The sequence below is a fragment of the Sphingomonas sp. RS2018 genome (assembly GCF_054489605.1).
On sequence record NZ_JBTMWL010000003.1, the window covers coordinates 419,186 to 440,726 of the forward strand.

Consider the following 21,541-nt stretch of genomic DNA (forward strand, 5'->3'; position numbering starts at 1 on the left):
GATCAGGTGGCGGGGACGAAGCGGATCGCCTCGACCAGCACGCCGCCATGCTGCGCCGCCAAGGTGAAGCGATGGTCGCCTGCCGTCAGTGCGGTCGGTAGCGTCAGCGTGATGCGATTGTCGAGGACGGCCTGCGACCATGCCTTGTCGCCGGTCGTGCGGGGGGCGGTGAGCGGGTAGGGCTTGCCGTCGATTGTCAGCGTCAGGGCAAGCGGCTGACCGTCGTCGTCGGCATAGGTGGGCAACAGGTCGAGCAGCAACGTCCAGCGGCCGGCGGGCAGGGTGACGGTGGCGGTGCCGCTGACCGGGCGGCCGACGACCGAGCGGAGGACCAAGCCGTCACGGCCGAGGTCGGGCACGCGGCGCCAGTTGCCCCTGACGGTCGTCAGGTCGAGCTTTGGCGCGGGTGCGGGCGGCGCTTCGCTGCGCACTGGCGGCGGGGTGCCGAGGACGGCGGGGAGGATGACCGGGCTGGTGCGGTAGTTGCGCCACTGGCCGTCCGCCGGTTCGGGCGCGATCATGCCGCGCCACTTGCCGCCCTCCAGCGCGTCGTAGCGCTGGCCGAGCGCGGTGAGGCGGTCGTCGGCGGTGCGGGCGAGCGCAGCGCGGGCCATCGCCTGGCCGAAGTCGGCGTCGCGCAGGCGGTCGTGCGCGTCGGCGGACAGGGTGCGGCGGTTCGCTTCGGCGGCGGCGGCGATCGGGTAGCCGAGCAGTTCGAAGCCCGCGGCGGCGCGCGTCGGCGGCAGCTTCGCGATGATCGCGTTGAGGGCGGCGAGATTGCGGTCGAACGCGGTCAGGCGCGCGTCGGCTTCGGCAAGCGACCACGCGCCGGGCTTGGCGCGCTCGCCGGGCAGCCACCATTGCAGATGCTCGGGCCGGCGGATGAAGTTGAGGCGGTGATGCTCGGCGAGGACGTCGGCGATCGCACCGGCCTGTGCCCCGTCGACATTCTCCGCCGCCCAGCGCTTCGTGAAGCCCGCTGGCCCCAGCGCGCGGGTGCCGGGCATGTCCCAGGCGAGCGACAGGAAATAGTCGGTGGCGAGTTCGCCGGGCTTGATGTCGCCGACGTTGGCGATCCACATCCGCCGCGCGCCCAGGTCGTACGCGCGCGCCATCTCCTCGCCGATCAGCGCGGGCGGCGTCGTCGACAGCCAGAGATAGGAGAGTGGCGCACCGAGATAGGAGAGGTGGTAGTAGATGCCCGCACCACCCGGCCGCGCGCGTTCGGCGGGGGTGGGGAAGCGGCGGATGTAGCCGAAATTGTCGTCGGGCCACATCAACGTCACGTCGCCCGGCACCGTCAGGCCGGCGCGATAGACGTCGAGCACTTCCTTGTACGGCGTGAACACCTGCGGCGCCTGCGGGCGGCCATGCTTGGCTATCATCGCGCGCTGATCGGCGAAGATGCTTTCGAGGAAGCGGCGGCGCGTCGGCATGTCGTCGGCGCCCTGCATGCCGCTGTCGTGGATGCCGCGCATGCCGAGCGTCCAGATGCTCTCGTAAGCGCCATTGGCCTTCGCGCGTGCCTCCCAATAGGCGCGCACGCCGTCGGGGTTGCGGCCATAGTCATAGTCGTGGCTGTCCGCCGTCCATTCGCCGACATTGTTGCGCAGCATCGGTTCGGCGTGGGACGATCCCATCACGATGGCGTGGTCGTCGGCGGCTTTCGCGTTGGCCGGGTCGGCGTTGAACGGTGGCGATATCTTGTGCATCGCCGGCCAGAGCGTATTCGCCTTCAGACGCAGCAGCAGTTCGAAGACCTTCGTGTAGGTCTTGCGTCCCATGCCCTTCGTGCCGTGTTCGAAGCTGGTCGCCGACCAGGGCGTCAGACCCCAGTCCTCATCGTTGATGAAGATGCCGCGATACTGGACCGAGGGCGGGCCGAAGCGTCGGGTGCCGGGGCGTATGGCGATGGCAGGGCGGCGGATCGGCGTGACGTCCGCCCACCAGTGCCACGGGCTGACCCCGATCGCGCGGGAGAGTTCGTAGAGGCCGTAGGCCGTGCCGCGCCGGTCGCTGCCGACGATCACCAGCGCCTGGGCGACGCCCGGTGCGGGATTGCCCACCGTGGCGATGACGAAGCTCTCCCACGCGCCGTTCAACTTGCGCGCGTCGAGCTTTCGCGTGGCGACCAGCTGGTCGATCGCGGGATTGCGGCCGATCGTGCCGGCCCAGATCCGCAGGCCGTCTTCGCGGGCCGGAACGCCAGCGACGGCTTCAAGGTCGCGCCGCAGGTCGGCGGCGGCGATGGCGACGACGGGGAAGTCACCCGGCGCGGTTTCAACACGCGCGCCGGCGAGGGGGAGACCGCGACCGGTGGTATCAATCCAGTCGGCGAGTTGGGCGTGGGCCGAGGCCGACAGGCACAGGGCGGCGAGCCACGCGAGCAACGCCGCCCCGTAGCGCATCAGATATACGTCCGCAGGAATTCGCCCAGCGCGCAGATTGCGAGGCTCTGGCCATAGGGCATCGAGGTGAGGCGGATGTCCTTGTAGAATTGCTGCGTGTCGCCCATCGCGGTGCCGAAGCTGACCTGCTGCAACTCGCCGGTCGCGTCGATGTTGGCGATCACTCCCTTCACCGCCTTGATGCCGACCTCCTCATACTTGCGGGGCAGATAGCCCTTCCGCACGCCCTTCAGGACTCCGTACGCGAAGCCGGCGGTGGCCGACGCTTCGAGATAGCTCGACGGATCGACGATCAGCGTGTGCCACAGGCCGGTTTCGGCGTCCTGCGTTTCGCTGAGCGTCTTCACCTGCGCCTCCAGCGTGTCGATCAGGAAGGTGCGGAACGCATCGCCCTGCGGTAGATCGAGGATTTCGATGATTTCGGGAATCGCGATCGTCACCCAGCAGTTGCCGCGCGCCCACAGAGCCTCGGCGAAATTGTGCCGGCCGTTGAAGTCCCAGCCGTGGAACCACAGGCCGGTCTTGCGATCGAACAGATATTTGATGTGGACGAGGAACTGGCGCTTGGCCTCCTCGGTATAATGCGGCCGGTTCAGCAGCAGGCCGATCTTGGCGAGCGGCAGCACCGACATCATCAGCGTGTCGTCCCACATCTCGCCCGGATTCTCGTCGTTATAGACGATATGCTGGAACCCGCCTTCTTCGGTCTTGGGCAGGCCGTCGGGCGCCATCAGCCATTCGCACCACGTGTCGAGATAGGGGATGTAGCTCGGGTCCGGCTCGTACTCATAGAGATAGGCGAGCGTGATGAAGGGAGCGACGGTGTTGATGTTCTTCGTCGGTGTACCTTCGGCGAAACGATCGGCGAACCAGCCCTTGATGATGTCGAGCGCCTTCTGGTCGCCGGTCTGCTCGAAATAGCGCCAGATGCCGAAAAGGCCGATGCCGTGGGTCCATTCCCAGCCGGCCCAGCCCTTCGTATCGATGATGCGTCCGTCCTCCAGATGGAGCAGGAACTCGCCCGTCTCGTCCTTGATGTTGACGAGGTTGTCCATCAGCAGATCGATCTTCTGCGAGACGTCTGCCCGGGGCACGTCGTGGTTCAGCGCGGCCACTCAAATTCTCCTGGTTCGATAGTCGGTCGCCATGCGGCGATAGAGGGTGAGGAAGGCGGGGTCGGCGTCGAAGCGTCCCCCGGGATTGGTACGGTGCGGTTCGGGCGCGGACGGCGTGCCGCCCGGCGCTTCCGCGGCATTCAGGCCGCCCGACAGCAGGTTCGGCTTCGGCCCGCCGCCGGCATTGCGGCCCTGTTGGTCGAAGATCGCCTCCTGATGCCGGATCGGCTCCCAGATATAGCTGCCCCAGCCGTTGGGCTGGGCGTGGACGAGATCGTTCAGATAGCGCTTTCGCGACGAATATTCGAGCGCGAGCATGCCGATGTCGGGATAGCGCCGCGCGAATTCGCGGAACGTGCGCTGCCAGTCGCCCTCCGCCGCCTGCTGGTAGCAGGAAAAGCCGAGTGCATCGAAGCGGACGCCGCGCGCGATCAGGCTGTCGGTCCAGTGGCGGACGATCGGCCAGTGCCGACCGAGATGGTTGTGCAGCACGATCGGAACGCCCGGCAGGACGTCGCGGGTCGCGGCGATCGCGGCGTTCAGCAGCGCCGCGAAACGGTCGTAGCCGCCGCCGGCCACCGGCTGCATGTGTTCGCGGTCGGTGACGGGATTGCCGGTCGGGATGGTCAGCGGCACGCGACCCTCCGGCCACAGCATGCCGAACGTCGTCTCGTTGCCCAGCACGGCGAGGTCCGGCGCGGCGCCGGACGCCTTCAGCGTCGTCCATGTGTCGGCTGTGTAGCGGTGGACGGCGTCGACCAGCTTCGCGAACGGCAGGTCGGCCCATGCGGCGGGCTTCGATTGTTTCTGCGGATCGGCCCAGGTGTCCGAGTAGTGGAGCGTGGTCGACAGGTGGAAGCCGGCCTTGCGGATGCGCTGGCCGAACGAAACGGTCTGCTCGATCCCGCACCACGGCGGGCCGGGCTTGCCCTTGGCATAGCCCTGCGTCGGATCGACGAAGGTGCGCAGCTTCAGCGCGTTGAAGCCGGCATCCTTCAGGATGGCGAGCGGATCGCGCTGCACGCCGTTCTCGAAATATGTCGCGCCGGCATATTCGTCTTGCGGGATCCACGACACGTCGGCGCCGAGCAGATAGGTCTTGCGACGCGCGGCGGCCAGCGCGGGTCCGGCGAGGCCGGCGGCGCAGAGGGCCGCCGTGCCGCCGGTGAAGCCACGCCGGTCGATCCTCATTTCAGCTCCGCCGGGGTGGTAGGCGCCTTCACCGTCGCGACCGGAATGCCGCCGCGGACGTTGCGCAGGGTGACGAGCTTCACCGGTTCCAGCACGTTGCCGGGTGCGCCTTCCGACGTGACCGCCAGCGCGATGCTGTTGCGGCCGCGGTGGTTCAATATGCCCTCCGGCACCGGAAAGACACGCTGCGGGCCGATGTGGGCGATGAACTGGCCCATGTTCCACCCGTTGACGAAGATGAGCACGCGGTAGCGCGCGACCGAGCGCGGCTTGGTCGTGTCGCCGAACGCGATGCCGATCGTCGCGTCCTGCCCCTTCGGCACGGCGAGGTCGAAACCGGTACGATACCAGGTCGTGCCGGCGGCGGGTGCGGCGGTCGTCGACCAGCTGCGATCGTCGAAGCCCGGCAGGTGCCAGCCGCGCCGTTCTCCGTCGAGCCCGCCCGAATTGGGCACGCCGCGCACCGGATCGGCGATGTCCTCGCCGCCCCGGCGACCCTGGATGCGCCAGGCGACAGGCACCGAGAAGCTGGGGCCGACGCGCGGCTCGACAGAGGCGGAGACGAGGCCACGCGCTTCCTTGTGGAAATCGTCGGCGTCGAGATCCCAGTTATGCCCGTTGTTGCGCAGCATGACGCTCAGCACATGCTCGCCGGGCGCGCGGGCGGCGTCGGGCAGGTCGAAGACCGCGGTGCCGGTGGTGATCGGACGCGGCAGGCCGGAGGGCAGCTCGTGCTGGCCGATCGACTTGCCGTCGAGGAACGCCTGCACCATCCCCGACCCGCCGGCGCCGTAGTAGAGCTGGATGCGCTCGGCCGATGGGGTGCCGGTGAAGCGACCGCGATACCAGACGTCGCCTTCGTGGAAACCGTAAGCGTCCATCAGCATGTTCGGCTGACCATCGGGGCGTGCGGTGATGCTGGCGTAGGCGCGGTTGTCGATCTTCTCCCACGCCGCGTCGTCATAGCCGGGGTCCGCCTCGGGCGAGCCGGGGGCGGTGCGCCATGCGGTGAGTGCGGGCAGGGCGAAGGTCGCGGGCGCGGCCAGCGGGCGGGTGGCGATGGTGGTGCCGTTGGCGCTGCGGGTCGGGACGGCGGCGCCGTTCCACGTCACGCGGCGGATGGCGGACGGCGACCAGATTTCGAGCGGGCTCGCCTCGCGCACGTCGCCGGTCAGCGCCAGCGTGCCGCCGGTCGTCTTCGCCGAACGGACGAGCGCGGGGCCGCGGATCAGCAGGTCGCCCTCTTCCCAGAATTTCGCGCCCTCGGCCTCGTCGCCGACCAGCAATGTCAGGGCGGGGCGACCGCCGCCGCTCACCCGGATGCGCGAGAGCGTACCATGAGTGTAGGCGAGCTTCAGGTCGCCGTTCGCGAAGGTCGAGGTGACCTGTCCGTCCAGCACCGTCACGCGCGGTTCGCTCGCGTAGTGCAGTACCGTCTCGCCGGCCTCGCCCGTGCGGCCATAAAGCAGCATCAGGTCGCCGCCGGCGTGTTTCGTCAGCGCCTGGAGTTCGGAGGTCGAATAGACCAGCCGCTGGCCACCGAGATTGACGCCTGCGACCAGCCACTTCGCGTCGAAGCCGTTCAGCTGCAACGGCAGCGTGTAGCGCCCGTCCGGCAGATCGGCGGTGACGGTGAAGCGGTCGTTCGTCTGACCGTTCGACGGCTTGTGCGTCACCATCAGGAAGCGCGCGTCGGTTTCGGGCGACTTGTTGTGATAGACGGCGATGTTGGGCGAAGAGATCGTCGGTACGCCGGCCGGCACCATGCCGGCGAGGTCGGGCACGTTGCGGATCAGGCCGGCGAGTTGCTTCAGCTCCTCCGCCTTCGGGCGCACCTCGCGCGTTTCGGAGATCGCCGAGCCATAGTCGTAGCTGGTGAACACGACCGGGCCGGGCAACCAGCCCCAGCTGGTGCCGCCGAAGCCCATGTAGAAACTCTGGATACCGATGCCGTTGGCGAGGTTGGTGCCGTAGAACACGCGCTGGAAGCGCTTGCCGCGCTGGAGCGCGTTGCAGTCATAGCCGCCGTTCGAACCCCAATAGTCGAACCAGCCGCCGCCGAATTCGGCGAGGAAGCCCGGCGTGTTCGGGCTGGCCGACGCGCCGCCCTTTGCACCGCCAGTGCCGTAATAGCCCCAGTCGGGTGCGATGCCGCGCGTGACCTTGCCCTGCACGGTGCAGGTGCCGCCGGGATAGCCGTCGAACGCGTACATGTCGTTCGGGCCGTGAACGACCTTCTCGACCTTGCTGTCCTCGGGCACCCAGTATCCGTTGCGGCCCTGATCGTTGTGGAAGATCGGGACGGTGATACCGTCGCCACGCGCCTTGGCGTAGAGGTGATCCATGTAGCGGCGCTGCGACGGGGTGGTCAGCGCCAGCTCGTTCTCGATCTGGTGCAGGATGACGTTGCCGCGATGGCCTTTGCCGTCGCCGTTGATCTGGTGTTTCGCGATGATGGCGTGGACGCGGGTCAGCCATTCGTCGCCGGCGGCCATGTAATCGGGGTCGTCGGTACGCGCGCGGCTGCGCTGGTTGACCAGCCAGCCGGGGAACCCGCCGCGCGTCAGCTCCGCATTCACATACGGCCCCGCGCGGGTCATGACATAGAGGCCTTCCTCCTCCGCCATCGTCAGCAGCCGGTCGATGTCGCGGATGCCGCTGAAGTCGTAGACGCCCTTCTTCGGGCTGTGGAAGCCCCAGTCGAAATAGAAGGCGACGGTGTTGAAGCCGCTGGCCTTCATCTTCTGCAACACGTCGCGCCACAGGTCGGGGGAGAGCAGGCGGAAGGCGTGCATCTCGCTCGACCAGATCACCAGCCGCTTGCCGTCGATCATCAGCGAGCGCGCGTCGTAGGACACGCGGCCGAAGGTCTTCACCGGGGCGTTGAAGTTGGCGGTGGGTTTGGCGTCCTGCGCGAACGCCGGGAGCGCGATCAGGCTGGCGGCGGCGAGGAGGGTGACGCGAATCCACTTCCCACCGTTCGCCCTGAGCTTGTCGAAGGGCTGTCCTTTTCTCTCTTGTGCGCGTCGCGGGGCGCGGAAGAAAGGCAGTGCTTCGACAGGCTCAGCACGAACGGATGCGGGCACGGCGCGGATCATGCGAGGTGGAACAGCGGCACGAGCGGCCACTCCTTGGGCTTGTTGCCGGGTTCGACCTCCATCAGCGGGGCCATGTGATCCCACCATTTCCGCATGACCGGATGGTCGGGCAGCCCGTCGCGGGTGTTGTCGTCGGTCAGCTTCAGCACCGCGAACAGCGACAGTGTCTCTTCATCGAGGAAGATCGAATAGTCGCGGATGCCGCTGTCGTGCAGCAGCGTGGCGAGTTCCGGCCAGATCGCGTCATGGCGCGCCTTATACTCGGCGACGACGCCGGGCTTCAGCTGCATCCGGAATGCGTGCGTGGTCGTCATGCCTCTCCCGCCCATCATGTGGGATGATTATGCAGGATATGGTAACGACGGACAGGCGGGAGGTCAACGATGTTGCTTGGCATGTGCGCCCCCCCTGCAGGCGCACGGTATCAGAAAGTCGCGTCGATGGGACCGCAAACTTCCGCATCGTCCAGCCGCACCGGCGGGCGCGGGTCGGGCGTGTCGCGTGAGAAACGCAGGCCGGTGACGGCGAAGCCACGGACGTGGCGCGCCCAAAGGCCCCAGGCGGGCGTGGGGCCGAACATGCTGGGTTCGGGATAGGCGCTCGCCAGTTCCGGCGGATCGGACGGGACCGCGTCGACTGCGCCGGCGAACGACAGGTCGATCTCGGTCAGGCGCACGTCCTCGATGGCATGACCTTCTATCCCCGCGACGGTGGCGGCGAAGCGCGGGTCGATGCCGGTCGCGTTCAGTCCGCGCACGCTGACGCCGCGCATCGCGCCGGGCGTGGTGACCTCGGGCCCGCGCAGCCGCGCGCCCAAACGCAGGAACAGCGGCGCGGTGGTGACTTCTTCCATCGAGAGATTCTCGGCGACGATATCCTCGATCGTGCCGCCGTCAACGCTTTCGATCGCGAGGCCGCGGCTGCGTTCGAAGCGGCAGTTGGCGACACGGATGCGGCGGAAGTCGCCGTTGCTTTCGGTGCCGAGCTTGATGCGCCCGGTGACGCGGTCGCGGTCTGGCGCGATGTCCTGCGTGCGGCCGAGCGTGCCGGCGAGCAGGGTGCCGACGTCATAGCCGCTGACGACGCAGTCGCGGATGACGATGTCCTCGCAGGCACCGCGACGACCGAGGCCGAGGCTGGTCTTCAGCACGATCGCATCGTCGTTGGGCGAATTGACGCGGCAGTTCTCGACGGTGGCGCGGCGCACGCAGTCGAGGTCGATGCCGTCACGGATCGTGTCGATCGTCAGCCGTTCGACGGCGAGATCGGTGACCTCGCCCGCCAGCAGCGCGATGTGCCCGCCGCGGTCGATCGTCAGATCGGCGACGCGGACGCGGTCGCAATGTGCGAGCGCGATCGCCTTGTTGCCCAGACCCCGCATCGCATCGGGCGTGCGCTCCAGCGCGGCGATATGCGCGTCGGTCATGCCGGCCATCGACAGCGGGCGCTCGCCCGATTGCGGCTGCCACGGAGTACCGGGGCCGTCGCGGGTCAGCGCATGGCCGTCGATCCGCCCGCCGCCGAGGATGGCGATATCCTGCGCATGTTCGGCCCAGATCAGGCTGTTGTGCCAGTGGCTGTGGCCGAAGTCCTGATAGAGTTGGGGGCCACGGTCCTCGGGCAAGTCGTAACGGCCGAGCGGGCCGGGGGTAGCGGCGATGAGCGTCGCGCCGGGTTCGATCGTCAGCGTGACGCGGGATAGCAGGTGTAGCGAGAAGCTGAGGTAGCGACCTGGCGGCAAGACGACGATACCGCCGCCCGCGTCGTGCGCCGCGTCGATCGCGGACTGGATCGCGGGGCCGTCGAGCGTGGTGCCATTACCCGTGGCGCCGTGGGTGCGGACGTCGAAGGTTCGGCCTGTTCTCATGCCCCTCTTCCGTTCGTGCTGAGTTTGTCGAAGCACTGCCCTTCTACTTCGCGCGACACGGCATGCGGCACGAAGAAGGACAGCCCTTCGACAGGCTCAGGGCGAACGGGGAAGAGAGGCAATCTCACCAACGCCTTTTACCGCGTATCACTTCGCCCCGAGGAAATAGCTCAGATGCGGCGGCTGATTGTACGCCGTGTTCTGCCACGCGACGCCTAGGCGATAGACGGGGTCGTGCATCAGCGTGACGATGCGCTCGGTCGTCGGGATCGGCGTGGTGTAGATGCGCAGCGCACTGCTGTCGGTGGTGGGGACGATCAGTTCCTCGCGCCAGTCGCCGAGAATGTCGGCGCTGAGCGAGGGATTCTGCTTCGTGCCGTTGTTCGACACCACGTCGGCGGGATCGAGAATCACGGTTTCGCGCCCGGCGGTCCAGTCCCACTTCGAAATGCGCTTGCCGTCGAGCAGTTCGCGCAGGCGATCACCGTCCCACCAGATGCCGAAATTGGCGGCGCGCGGGTGACCGCCGGGAATGACCTTGCCGCGCGCGTCGTAGAGGTCGGGCGAGTTCGACGCCCAGGCCTCGTCACCCGCGTGGCGCGGGTCGATGTCGATCGCGATGCCGCGGCCGGTGTCCTTGTCGGCGGGGGTCGACCACAGCAACGCGCCGGTCTTCGCATCCAGCATCGCCGCGCCGCGGTTGCCGCTCATGCGCATCGTTTCATGCACGCCGAACTTCTCGAGGCCGGGGCGGGTGGGGTCGAGGTCGCCGACGTGCATCGCATCGCCGTGGCCGAGGCCCGACGACCACAGCCCCTTGCCGTCGTCGTCGATCGTCATCGATCCGTAGATCACTTCGTCCCGGCCATCGCCGTCGACATCGGCGACCGAGAGCTGGTGGTTGCCGTTTCCGCCGTACTTCTCGTTGCCCGGAGTCGCGCTGTCGAACACCCAGCGCTGGCTCAACTTGCCGCCGCGCCAATCCCAGGCGGCGACCACCGACCGGCCATAGTATCCGCGCCCGAAGATCATGCTGGGCAGCTTGCCGTCGAGATAGCCGACGCCGGCCAGATAACGTTCCGAGCGGTTGCCGTAGCTGTCGCCCCAGGTCGCCGCCATCTGCTCGGCGGTCGGATTATCCCCGGTCGGATCGCGTGGCGGGGCATAGGGCGCGGTGGCCAGCGCGCGGCCGGTGCGTCCGTCGAACACGGTCAGATATTCGGGACCGGACAGGATGCGTCCCTTCATCCGGGCGATGCGGCGGCCATCGGCGCTGGTGTCAGATCCGGTACGGTCGGTCGATGGTTGTTCGCCGTCCTTCGCGCGATAGTCGGCGGTGGCGTCGCCCAGCGTCTTGCCGGTGCCGTCGACCGTGCCGTCCGCCGTCTTCATCGCGACTTCGGCGCGGCCGTCGCCGTCGAAATCGAAGACCATGAACTGCGTATAATGCGCGCCCGAGCGGATGTTGCGACCGAGGTCGATCCGCCACAGCCGCTTGCCGTCGAGCGTATAGGCGTCGAGCAACGTCTCCCCCGTGTAGCCGGCGAAGGCATTGTCCTTGGCGATCGAGGGATACCATTTGACGATCACTTCGTAGCGACCGTCACCGTCGAGATCGCCGACCGAGGCGTCGTTGGCGGAATAGGTGTAGCGCTCGCCGTCGGGTGCCGTACGGTCCGCGGGCTTGTCGAGCGGGATCGACAGATAGCCATCCGCCCAAACCGTGGCGGTCGCGGGCGCGCCGCTGCCGCCGCTCGTGAGCGCATAGCGTGAGGTCGCGGTGCCGCCGGCGTCGCGCACGCTGGTGGCCTTGCCTGCCGCGACGCGCGCGATCGGCTTGCCGTCGCGCGACAGGGTGAAGCTGGTGGATTTCGGATCGGTCGCCAGCAAGCGCCACGACACGTGATTGCCGCCGCCCTCAGCCGGTACGGCGACCAGCGCGCGGTCGAGCCGCTCGACGGTGCGGCCGGCGACGACGGGTGCAGCTTGCGGTGCGGCGAGCGCCGCCAGGATCAGAATCGCAGACGTCGGCATAGCACCTCTCCAGAACCGTGATGGCCGGCGACCGTGTCGCTCGGTATTCCCACTTACTGATCTATCGTGCTAGGATTCGGGAAGCAACCGGTTCGTCGTTGATCCGGATAAGCACGGGCAGGGAGAGACGCGAATGGCACGGCCGATCTGGATGATGAGCGGCGTCGCCGCATTCGCACTCGCGCTGCCGGCCGCGGCACAGCCGGCGGGGAGCCGCAGCTTCGACGCCGACTGGCGGTTCGTGAAGGGTGACGTGGCCGGGGCGGAGGCGCCCGCCTTCGCCGACACGGGCTGGACCGCGGTGTCGCTGCCCCACGACTGGGCGATCGCCGGACCGTTCGACCAGAATGCGCCAGCGACCGGGTCGGGTGGGTTCCTGCCGACGGGCGTCGCCTGGTATCGCAAGCATTTCACGCTGCCCGCCGCCGATACCGGCAAGCGCGTCTTCGTCGAATTCGACGGCGTGATGGAGCGGTCGGGGGTGTGGATCAACGGTCATCACGTCGGCCACCGCCCCAACGGCTATTCCAGCTTCCGCTACGAACTGACGCAGCATCTGGCACCCGCCGGTCAGCCCAACGTCATCGCCGTGCGGGCCGACACCGCCGCGCAGCCGGCGTCGCGCTGGTATGCGGGCGGCGGCATCTATCGCCACGTCCGCCTGATCGTGACGGGTGACGTCCATGCCGAACCTTGGGCGACGACGGTGCGGGTCGGCGCGATCACGCCGGGTGCCGCGCCGCTCGCGATCGGCAGCAGCGTGATGAACCGCGGGACCGCGCCGGTGCAGGCGCGCATTGAGGCGACGATCCTCGGCCCCGACGGGCGCGAGATCACGCGCGTGACGGGGACGCCGCAGTCTTTGCCGGCGGGGCGGGCGACCGACCTGTCCATCACGGGCGTGCTGAAGAACCCGCGCCGCTGGGACATCGACGATCCGGCGATGCATGCCGCGATCGTCCGCGTCGTCGGCACGGACGGCACGGTGCTGTACGAGGAGCGCGTCCCCTTCGGCGTGCGCGACGCGCGATTCGAGGCGGCGACGGGCTTCTGGCTCAACGGGCGCAACATCAAGCTGAAGGGCACCGCGATCCACGCCGATGTCGGCCCGTTCGGCATGGCGGTGCCGCTGTCGGTCTACGAGCGCCGGCTGAAGGGTCTGAAGGCGCTGGGCGTCAACGCGATCCGCACCGCGCACCACCCGTTCTCGCCCGAATTCCTCGACCTGTGCGACCGGCTGGGCATCGTCGTGATGAACGAGGCGTTCGACATGTGGACGGTCGCGAAGAACCCGGAGGATTACCATCTGTTCTTCACCGACTGGTCGTCGATCGATGCGCGCGACTTCGTGCGGCGCGACCGGAACCATCCGAGCGTCGTCATCTGGTCGATCGGCAACGAGATTCACGACACGCCCTATCCGCTGGTGGCGCAGTCGATCATCAAGCGGCTGACCGCGGTGTTCCATGAGGAGGATCCGACGCGCCCGGTGACGCAGGCACTGTTCCGGCCGAACACGACGAAGGATTACGTCAACGGCACCGCCGACCTGCTCGACGTCGTCGGCCAGAACTATCGCGAGACCGAACTGGCGAAGGCGCATGCCGATAAGCCGACGCGCAAGATCGTTGGCACGGAGAACAGCAAGAACCGCGGCAGCTGGCTCGTGGTGCGCGATAACCCCGCCTATGCCGGCATGTTCCTGTGGACCGGCGCCGATTATCTGGGCGAGGCGGATCGCGCCGGATGGCCGGCGATCAGCAACCCCTCCGGCCTCGTCGATCGTCTCGACGGGGTGAAGCCGATCGGGTGGGAGCGGGCGAGCTGGTGGTCGACGAAGCCTGTCGTGAAGCTGGCGCGCCGCGTGACCGAGGTGATCGACATCAGCGAAATGCCGACAATGGTCGGGATCGCGCTGCCGCAGCCCAAGGGGCCGGGCGCGCTGACCGACTGGACGCCCGCCAGCGCTGCGCCGCACGACGAGAAGGTCGAGGTCTATACCAACGCCGAGACGGTCGAGCTGACGCTGAACGGCCGGTCGCTGGGCCGCAAGCCCCGCAACGCCGACGACAGCGCAGTGACTTGGACCGTTCCCTATGCACCGGGCGAACTGCGCGCGGTTGCCTACAGCGGCGGGCGCAAGGTGGGTGAAGACGTGTTGCGCAGTGCCGGGGCGCCGACTTCCGTCCGGTTAGTGACGGAGGCGCGGCGGGTCGGATCGGGCTTCGACGATGTCGTCGCGGTCCGGGTCGAGGTGGTCGATGCGAAGGGCGTCGTCGTGCCAGGCGCGAGCGATGCGGTGACGGTGAGCGTCGAGGGGCCGGGGACTTTGATCTCGTACGACAATGCGAGCGTGACGGATCACACGCCGTTCACGTCGCCGGTGCGTCAGGTCGTCGGCGGTAAGGCGGTCGCCTTCGTGCGCGGCACCGGTGGGGCGGGGGCGATCCGCGTGACGGCGCGTGCCGAGGGGCTGAAGGCGGGGCAGGTGACGATCGCTACGCGGTAAGGGAACGGACTGCTCCCTTCGTCACCCCGGACTTGTTCCGGGTCCACTGGGCCGCGAACACCGCGCAAGGCTTTGCAAATACCCGCGTGCCGCTCGGTAGCCCCCGGAACAAATCCGGGGTCCCGGCAGTGCGAATAGGAAAGGGGGCCACGGTCACCCGCGGCCCCCCCATCATTCAGAACTGGACGTTTACGCCCACGTTGACCGTGCGGCCGATGCGCGTCTCGAACAGGGTGTCCTCACGCTTGCTGTCGATATACAGCCGGTTCTGCTCGTCGGTCAGGTTGGTGGCCTCGACGATCAGCTTGATGTTGTCGGTGACATTGTACGAGGCGGAGGCGTCGACATAGAAGGTCGGCGCATTGCCCTGCAGGTCGCTGCCGGGCGAGGCCGGGATGCCGCGGATGAAGCGGTCGCGGTAGTTCGCCGTGCTGCGGATGCTGAACTTGTTGTCTTCGTAATAGATCGTGCCCGACGCTGTGTTCTTCGACAGGCCGACCAAGTCCGCCGTCGTCGTGACGGTCGGCACGCCGTTCACGCTCGCCAGGATGTAGCGGATGCGCGAAGTGACGTGGGTGTAGTTCGCCAGCACGCCGAAGTTGCTGAGGAAACCGCCCATGAAGGTGAACGGGATCTGCGCGTTCAGCTCAACACCCTTCAGAGGACCGCCGGGCGTATTGAACGGCTGGCTGATCGTGAAGATCTCGGTCGGTGCCGTGTTCGTCCCGTCGAGCAGCGCGTTGGGCAGGCCCAGCTGGTTGAATGGGATCTGGCTGTTCACGTTCTGGATGAAGCTCTTGATGTCCTTGTAGAAGAACGCGGCCGAGAGCAGCGAGCCGGGACGGAAGTACCACTCCACGGCGACATCCAGCGTGTTGGCGCGGATGGGATCGAGGAACGGGTTGTTGATCGTGCCGTTGCGCGTCGTCGCGGTGACACCACTGGTCGGGGCCAGCAGGCCGAGTTCGGGACGCGACATGACCTTCGCCGCCGAGAAGCGGTAGAGCAGGTTGCGGATCGGCTCGATCACGAAGTTGGCCGAGGGCAGCCAGTCCTCGTACGACGTCTGCACGTTCGCATAGCGACCGACGAGGTTGGTGGGCGAGGTCGTGCCCGCCGGCGGCGCGACGGCGATGATGCCCGACGAATTCAGGTCGGTCCTCACATAGCGCACGCCGATGTCGCCGCGGATGCCGTAGCCGATCGCATCGTCGAGGTTGAATGTGCCCATCACATAGGCACCCTTCACCGATTCCAGGATGCGGGTGCGTCCGCCACCGCATTCGACGCCGCAGAAGCGGATCTGGTCGAAGCCGAAGGTGTTCGCCCATTTGTCGGGATCGATCGCGGCCCAGCTGTTCGGCGCGCCATTGCCCCACAAGTCGCCGACGCCGTTGATCTGGCGCGTGATGCTCGCGAGGCTGGTGCCCGACGGCAGCGCGCGGACGACCGCGTCCGCCGCATAGGGGCGCAGGAAGGTGCTGAGGAAATCGCTCTCGCGATACTGGCCGCCGGCCTTCAGGGTGAAGGCTTCGCCCACGGTCCAGGCGAGGTTGAGCTCCCCGGTGAAGTTGTCGGTCGTGTTCTTCTGCGGGCGGCCCTGCAGGCTGAACCCGCCGAGCACGGTGCCGTCGGACAGTGCCGGGGCGTAGGAGAAGTTCGCCGGATTGGCGACGTCGAAGCCATAGGTGAGCGTTGGCGTGGTGCCGCCGCCACGGAAATCGATCGCGACGCCGTCTGCGTCGATGTTGTCAATGAACGTCTGCAGACGCTTCTTGCCGTCCCACACCGACCGGTTCTTGCCGACCAGCATGGTGACCTCGAGATTGTCGGTCAGACGACGCTTCAGGTTGAAGTTCGCCTGCTTGAAGTCGGACACGAACTGATCGACGAGCCCTTCCGAGCGCACATCGACGCCGTCGAACAGGCCATAGGTCAGCGAGCCATTGGCGTCGAACGCCACATCGCGCACCGACGTCATCGGCTGGCCGTTGTTCGTGATCGATCGGCCGAACGACACGAGCGCGATGTAATTGTCCTTACGCGTGACTTCGAAACGCGAATACAGCAGGTCAACCGAAACATCGGTGTCGGAATCCGGGCTGTACTGGAACGACAGCGTGCCGCCGATACGCTCCTGCTTCTGCTCCGAATTCACGTAACGCGGGATGCGCGGGAAGAAGGCGCCGCTGCCCGCGACATTGGGCAGGTCGGCGCGGCGCAGCGCCTGGATGGTGTTGTACGCGGCGACCGAGCCGGTGCGCGGATTGCCGGTGCTGCAGTTGGCGGCGTCGGTGCCCTTGGCGGTGCTGACGGCCGGGTTGAGCGGGGTCACGCCGATCGGCGAGCAGAAGCCGCCATTGGTATTCGACGACAGGATATCGACCGCGGCATAGCCGACCTCGCGCAGGTGACGCTGCTGATAGGCGGCGGAGGCGAGCACGCCGAAGCCGCTGTCGCCGAACTTCTTCGAGACGAGCAGCGAGGCACGCGGATCGACCTTTTTCGACAGCTCGTTCCACGTGCCGCGCGCGGTGGCGCTCAGCACGAAGTCGGACTTCTGCGCCATCGGCTTGGGTGCTGCCAGATCGACGGTGGCGCCGAGCGAGCCTTCCTCGACATCGGCCGACGGCGTCTTGCGAACGGCGAGCGACGAGAAGATCTCGGTCGGAAAGACGTTGAAGTCGAAGCTGCGGCCGTTGTTGCCCGCGCCGAAGATGTCCGAGCCGCCGGTCTGCGACGTGCCCTCCAGCCCGTTGATGCGCACGCGGGTGAAGGCAGCGCCGAGGCCGCGAACGGAGATGTTGCGCCCTTCGCCGCCGTCACCGCGTGCCAGCGCGATGCCTGGGATACGCTGCATCGATTCAGCGAGGTTGGAGTCCGGGAACTTGCCCAGATCTTCGGCGACGATGCTGTCGACCGCCGCGGTCTCCAGACGCTTCTGGTTCAGCGCGCTGTTGAGCGAGGCGCGAAAGCCGGTGACGACGATGTCTTCGCCCTGATCGTCGGGCGCGGGAGAGGCAGCGGCGGTGGCCGGCGTCTGCTGGGTCGTCGAATCGCCGCTCGGCGCGGTCGTCTGCGCAACGGCAGCACCGGCCCAGCACAGCGCGATGGCCAGCGCACCGGCCGACAAGCCGTTACGATACAGGCGATTATCCAGATGATTCGACATGATCTCTCCTCCCCAAAGGTCCGCGCGAAGCACGTTCGCGTCTCAATTGTTATTATTGCGTTCCACAATGTACGACGGAATGGCACCGCGCGCAACTGTGCCGTTGCTTGGGGCGGCGGCGTTCATCGCGGCGGAATGGTAGATCGGCGCAGCGCTGTTCAGCGGCAGCGTGCGACGCCCAGCGGTGTCTTGCGGGTCAGGTCGGGCCGGTCGGCGAGCACGCGATCGGACACCGGTAGCTTCGCACCTTTCAGTTCGGCCGCGACGAGATCGGCCAGCCGCCGTGCGCCGAGTTCGCTGAAATGTGTGTCGTCGTCGATGCCGTTCGGAAAGCCGGGCGCTTTGTCGGCCGGCGTCAGGTGCAGGTAGAATTCGCGCGACTTCGTCTCGCCCGTCGTATCGAGCAACGCCAGCGAACGGCCTTCGAGGTCGAGCACCGGCACACCGGTCGACGCGACCAGATCGCGCATCACCGCGCTATAGGCCGCAAAATCCGCTTTCGGATGGCCGTTCTGAAAGGATCGGCGGGCGGGCGGGGTGACCAGCACCGGGGTCAGACCGCGCCCCTTGGCTTCCCAGATCATGCGCAGCAGATTGTCGCGATACAGCGTCGCGGCGGGAGCGAAGCGTTCGGGACGGTTGCTGCTGGCGTCGTTGTGCCCGAACTGGATCAGCACGGTATCGCCCGGCCGGCTTTCGGCCATCAGCCGGTCCCAGCGGCCCTCGGCGATGAAGCTCTTCGTGCTGCGTCCGCCGATCGCACGGTTGATGACGTCGGTTCCGGGCTGAAGGCCGCAGGTGAGCATCTGTCCCCAGCCGAGCTGCGGATAACGCTCCGCGCCATAGGTCATCGCCGTCGAATCGCTCGCGATCAGGATGCGCGTGGCGGGATAGGCCGGCGCCGACACCGGGGCCACGGTCGGCGTCGGCGCGGGGTCTGGCGCGACCTGCGCCAATGCGGTCGGCGCTGCGACCAGCGCCGCGGCGGCGATCAGCGCCCTCATTGCAGGTTCACGAACGCGCCGCCGTCGACCAGCAGCGCGGCGCCGGTGACATAGGACGCCATGTCGGACGCGAGGAAGACGATCGGCCCGGCCAGATCGTCGGCTTCGCCCAGCCGGCCGAGCGGAATGCGATCCTCCATCCGCTTGCGCTTGTCGAGGTCGGCGAGGTCGTCCTTGTTGATCTCGGTCAGGATCGTGCCGGGCAGCACCGAATTGCAACGGATGCCGTGGCGGCCGAGCGCGATCGCGGCCGACTGCATCAGCGAATGCAGGCCTGCCTTCGTCGGCGTGTAATGCGTCTGATACTCGCCGCCGACGAGGGCGGAGATCGACGACACCGCGACGATCGCGCCGCCATGGCCCTGCTCGACCATCTGGCGCGCCGCCGCCTGGCACATGAAATAACCGCCGAGCAGGTTGACGTTCATCGTGCGCTGTACGGTCTCGACCGGCATGTCGAGGAAGCTGTGGAACGGGCAGATGCCGGCGTTGCTGACCATCACATCGACCTTGCCGAACGCCGCGACCGCCTTTGCGACGAAATCGGCGGCGACTGCAGGATCGGCGACATCGCCCTGCACGGCCAGACCGCGACCGCCCGCGGCCTCGATCTCGGCGACGCAGGATTCGGCCTCGGCGGCGCTGCTGCGATAGTTGATCGCGACATCGGCCCCGGCGCGCGCGGCGCCGATCGCGGCGGCGCGCCCGATCCCGGTCGATCCGCCCGTGACCAGCACGGACTTTCCTTGCAGCAGCTTCACCAAGTCACACTCCTGTACTTACCAAATATTCCGTTCGTGCTGAGTAGGGGCTGAGCCAAGTCGAAGACCCGTATCGAAGTAGTGGTGGCAGTCCTTCGATACGCCATTTCGACAGGCTCAATGGCTACTCACGACGAACGGTCGAATATATGTCATCGCCGCGCGCGGCTCGGCGGGCGCACGTCGGGGCTCCAGCCGAGATCGCTGCTGATCGCCTGCGCGGTGGCGCGGACCTGCAGGCTCATCTCGCCCATGCGGTCGTCGTCCATATACTGCGCGGCGCTCGACACGCTGATCGCGGCGACGATGCGGCCAGACACGTCGCGGATCGGCGCGGCGACGCAGCGGATCAGATCCTCGTTCTCTTCGAGGTCATAGGCGTGGCCGGCCTTCGCATAGCCGCGCATCCGTTCGAACCAGGTTTCGCGGTCCGCGCGTGGGGCGCCGTGCGACTGGTCGTCGACGAACAGGCGATCCCATTCCGCCTCCGTCCCGTCGATCAGCAACGCCTTGCCGAGCCCGGTCGAGGTCAGTGGCTGACGATCGCCGATCCGGCTGGAAATTTCGACGCGGCGGCGGCCGGGAATCTTGTCGAGGTACAGCGCCTGATCGTTGTCGAGGCGCCCGAGGTGGACGGTGTCCTCCGTCGTCGCGGCCAGTTCCTCCATGCGCGGACGCGCGATCTGGACGACGTCGCCCTGGCTCTGCGCGAGGAAGCCGAGCTGGATCAGCTTGGGCCCCAGCGTATAGCCGTCGCGCGGCAGGTGCGTCAGGAATCCGCGCGTGATGAGTGCGTTGGCGAGACGGTGGGTGGTCGAGCGCGTCAGCTCCATCCGCTGCGACAGTTCGGCCAGTTTGACGGGGCCGTCGACGACCTTGTCCAGCATGTCGAGGCCGCGCAGCAGCGTCTGGCTGCCCGTCGCCTTGGCCGGCGCCTCACCCTCTTCCCCGCTGGAATTGTCGTTTGACGTGTTGCGTCTCATCTCGTAATACCCTATCCCATAAATTGAGAAAGTAAAGCGGCAAGGAGGGGCGCCGATTACTCGCCGACGGACGTCGGATGTCATTTATCAACATGATCTGGCAACAGCGTATCATATAATGGTACGGCTTTGACTAGTCTTATCATATATCACGGGACGCGTGAGCGGCGTCACCGGCAGGGGAGCGGATCGCGTGAGTGTTGCCAAGCTGAGCAGGATCAAGCACGTCCGTGCCTATACGGTGCGTGGCGGCGGGGCGGATTATCACGATCAGGGCGACGGCCACTGGATCGACGATCACATCGCCACGCCGATGAGCCGCTATCCCGAATATCGCCAGTCGCGCCAGAGCTTCGGTATCAACGTGTTGGGTACGCTGGTCGTCGAGATCGAGGCGGAGGACGGCACGATCGGCTTCGCGGTCACCACCGGCGGCGAGCCCGCCTGCTACATCGTCGAGAAGCATCTCGCCCGCTTCCTCGAAGGGCGCGACCCGACCGAGTATGAGAAGATCTGGGATCAGATGTACTTCTCGACGCAGTATTACGGTCGCAAGGGGCTGGTGGTGAACGCGCTGTCGGGCGTCGATCTCGCGCTGTGGGATCTGCTCGGCAAGCTGCGGCAGGAGCCGGTCTATCACATGCTGGGCGGCGCGGTGCGCGACGAGCTGCAATTCTACGCCACCGGCGCACGGCCTGACGTCGCCAAGGAACTGGGCTTCATCGGCGGCAAGATGCCGCTGCATCACGGCCCAGCGGAGGGCATCGAGGGTCTGAAGAAGAACATCGCCGAACTGGCCGAGATGCGCTCGCGCGTCGGGCCGGACTTCTGGCTGATGTGGGATTGCTGGATGGCGCTCGACGTCGACTATGCGACTCGTCTGGCCATCGCCGCGCACGAACACGGCCTGAAGTGGATCGAGGAGGCGATCAGCCCCGACGATTATTGGGGCTATGCCGAACTGAAGCGCAACGTGCCAAAGGGCATGCTGGTCACCACCGGCGAGCATGAGGCGACCCGCTGGGGCTTCCGCATGTTGCTGGAGATGGACTGCTGCGACATCATCCAGCCCGATGTGGGCTGGTGCGGTGGCGTGACCGAACTGCTGAAGATCAGTGCGCTGGCCGATGCGCGCGGCAAGCTGGTCGTACCGCACGGCTCATCCGTCTACAGCTATCACTTCGTCATCACGCGGCACAATTCGCCGTTCGCGGAATTCCTGATGATGCATCCGGGACCGACCGAAGTCGTGCCGATGTTCCATCCGCAGCTGATCGGCGAGCCCGTGCCGCAGAACGGCCGCCTGCGCGCCTCCGCACTCGACAACCCCGGCTTCGGCGTCGAGCTGAACCGCTCGCTCGACATGCACCGCCCCTACACGCACTGAGGAACCAGTCAG

13 protein-coding genes are annotated in these 21,541 nt (G+C 67.1%); 2 read left to right on the forward strand and 11 right to left on the reverse strand.

The window, feature by feature from the left end; translation table 11 throughout:
* Positions 1-2 precede the first annotated feature (2 nt).
* From ACX40P_RS11505 to ACX40P_RS11535, 7 genes are all read right to left on the reverse strand, one after another.
* Positions 3-2,408 carry a glycosyl hydrolase 115 family protein gene (locus tag ACX40P_RS11505; protein ID WP_459126474.1) on the reverse strand — a complete coding sequence of 802 codons (2,406 nt, stop codon included), beginning with the start codon at positions 2,406-2,408 and terminating at the stop codon, positions 3-5.
* Positions 2,408-3,523 (reverse strand): beta-galactosidase BglB, encoded by a 1,116-nt coding sequence (gene bglB / locus ACX40P_RS11510; RefSeq protein WP_459126475.1) that lies wholly within the window; start codon positions 3,521-3,523, stop codon positions 2,408-2,410. Before bglB ends, ACX40P_RS11505 begins: the two co-directional genes overlap by 1 nt.
* A complete protein-coding gene (locus ACX40P_RS11515; RefSeq protein WP_459126476.1) occupies positions 3,524-4,714 on the reverse strand; it encodes a glycosyl hydrolase 53 family protein in 1,191 nt (396 codons plus the stop codon). It abuts the gene before it with no gap.
* Positions 4,711-7,812, reverse strand: coding sequence for a glycoside hydrolase family 35 protein (locus ACX40P_RS11520; RefSeq protein WP_459126477.1), 3,102 nt, complete (start codon positions 7,810-7,812; stop codon positions 4,711-4,713). Before ACX40P_RS11520 ends, ACX40P_RS11515 begins: the two co-directional genes overlap by 4 nt.
* Positions 7,809-8,126, reverse strand: coding sequence for an L-rhamnose mutarotase (locus tag ACX40P_RS11525; protein ID WP_459126478.1), 318 nt, complete (start codon positions 8,124-8,126; stop codon positions 7,809-7,811). The genes ACX40P_RS11520 and ACX40P_RS11525 overlap by 4 nt, the downstream gene beginning before the upstream one ends.
* Before the next feature lie 110 nt (positions 8,127-8,236).
* The gene (locus ACX40P_RS11530; RefSeq protein ID WP_459126479.1) at positions 8,237-9,679 is read right to left on the reverse strand and encodes a rhamnogalacturonidase; all 1,443 of its coding nucleotides are present in this window, start codon (positions 9,677-9,679) and stop codon (positions 8,237-8,239) included.
* Positions 9,680-9,826: 147 nt separating this feature from the next.
* Positions 9,827-11,713, reverse strand: a complete 1,887-nt coding sequence (locus tag ACX40P_RS11535) for a rhamnogalacturonan lyase (RefSeq protein ID WP_459126480.1) — start codon at positions 11,711-11,713, stop codon at positions 9,827-9,829.
* Between the two features lie 133 nt (positions 11,714-11,846).
* Between ACX40P_RS11535 and ACX40P_RS11540 the strand changes: the two genes are divergently transcribed.
* Positions 11,847-14,222, forward strand: coding sequence for a glycoside hydrolase family 2 TIM barrel-domain containing protein (locus tag ACX40P_RS11540; RefSeq protein WP_459126481.1), 2,376 nt, complete (start codon positions 11,847-11,849; stop codon positions 14,220-14,222).
* A 175-nt stretch (positions 14,223-14,397) separates the two neighbouring features.
* On the opposite strand, the gene ACX40P_RS11545 is transcribed toward ACX40P_RS11540, so the two are convergent.
* From ACX40P_RS11545 to ACX40P_RS11560, 4 genes are all read right to left on the reverse strand, one after another.
* Positions 14,398-17,394 carry a TonB-dependent receptor gene (locus ACX40P_RS11545; protein WP_459126482.1) on the reverse strand — a complete coding sequence of 999 codons (2,997 nt, stop codon included), beginning with the start codon at positions 17,392-17,394 and terminating at the stop codon, positions 14,398-14,400.
* A gap of 158 nt (positions 17,395-17,552) precedes the next feature.
* Complete coding sequence (locus tag ACX40P_RS11550; protein ID WP_459126483.1) at positions 17,553-18,398, reverse strand: rhamnogalacturonan acetylesterase; 846 nt, start codon at positions 18,396-18,398, stop codon at positions 17,553-17,555.
* Complete coding sequence (locus ACX40P_RS11555; protein WP_459126484.1) at positions 18,395-19,159, reverse strand: SDR family NAD(P)-dependent oxidoreductase; 765 nt, start codon at positions 19,157-19,159, stop codon at positions 18,395-18,397. The genes ACX40P_RS11550 and ACX40P_RS11555 overlap by 4 nt, the downstream gene beginning before the upstream one ends.
* Positions 19,160-19,311: 152 nt before the next feature.
* On the reverse strand, positions 19,312-20,142 hold the full coding sequence (locus ACX40P_RS11560) for an IclR family transcriptional regulator (RefSeq protein WP_459126485.1): 831 nt from the start codon (positions 20,140-20,142) through the stop codon (positions 19,312-19,314).
* Between the two features lie 193 nt (positions 20,143-20,335).
* Here ACX40P_RS11560 and rhmD point away from each other — a divergent pair, with 193 nt between their 5' ends.
* Positions 20,336-21,529: an L-rhamnonate dehydratase gene (rhmD, locus tag ACX40P_RS11565; RefSeq protein WP_459126486.1), complete on the forward strand. Its 1,194-nt coding sequence runs from the start codon at positions 20,336-20,338 to the stop codon at positions 21,527-21,529.
* Positions 21,530-21,541: the final 12 nt, after the last annotated feature.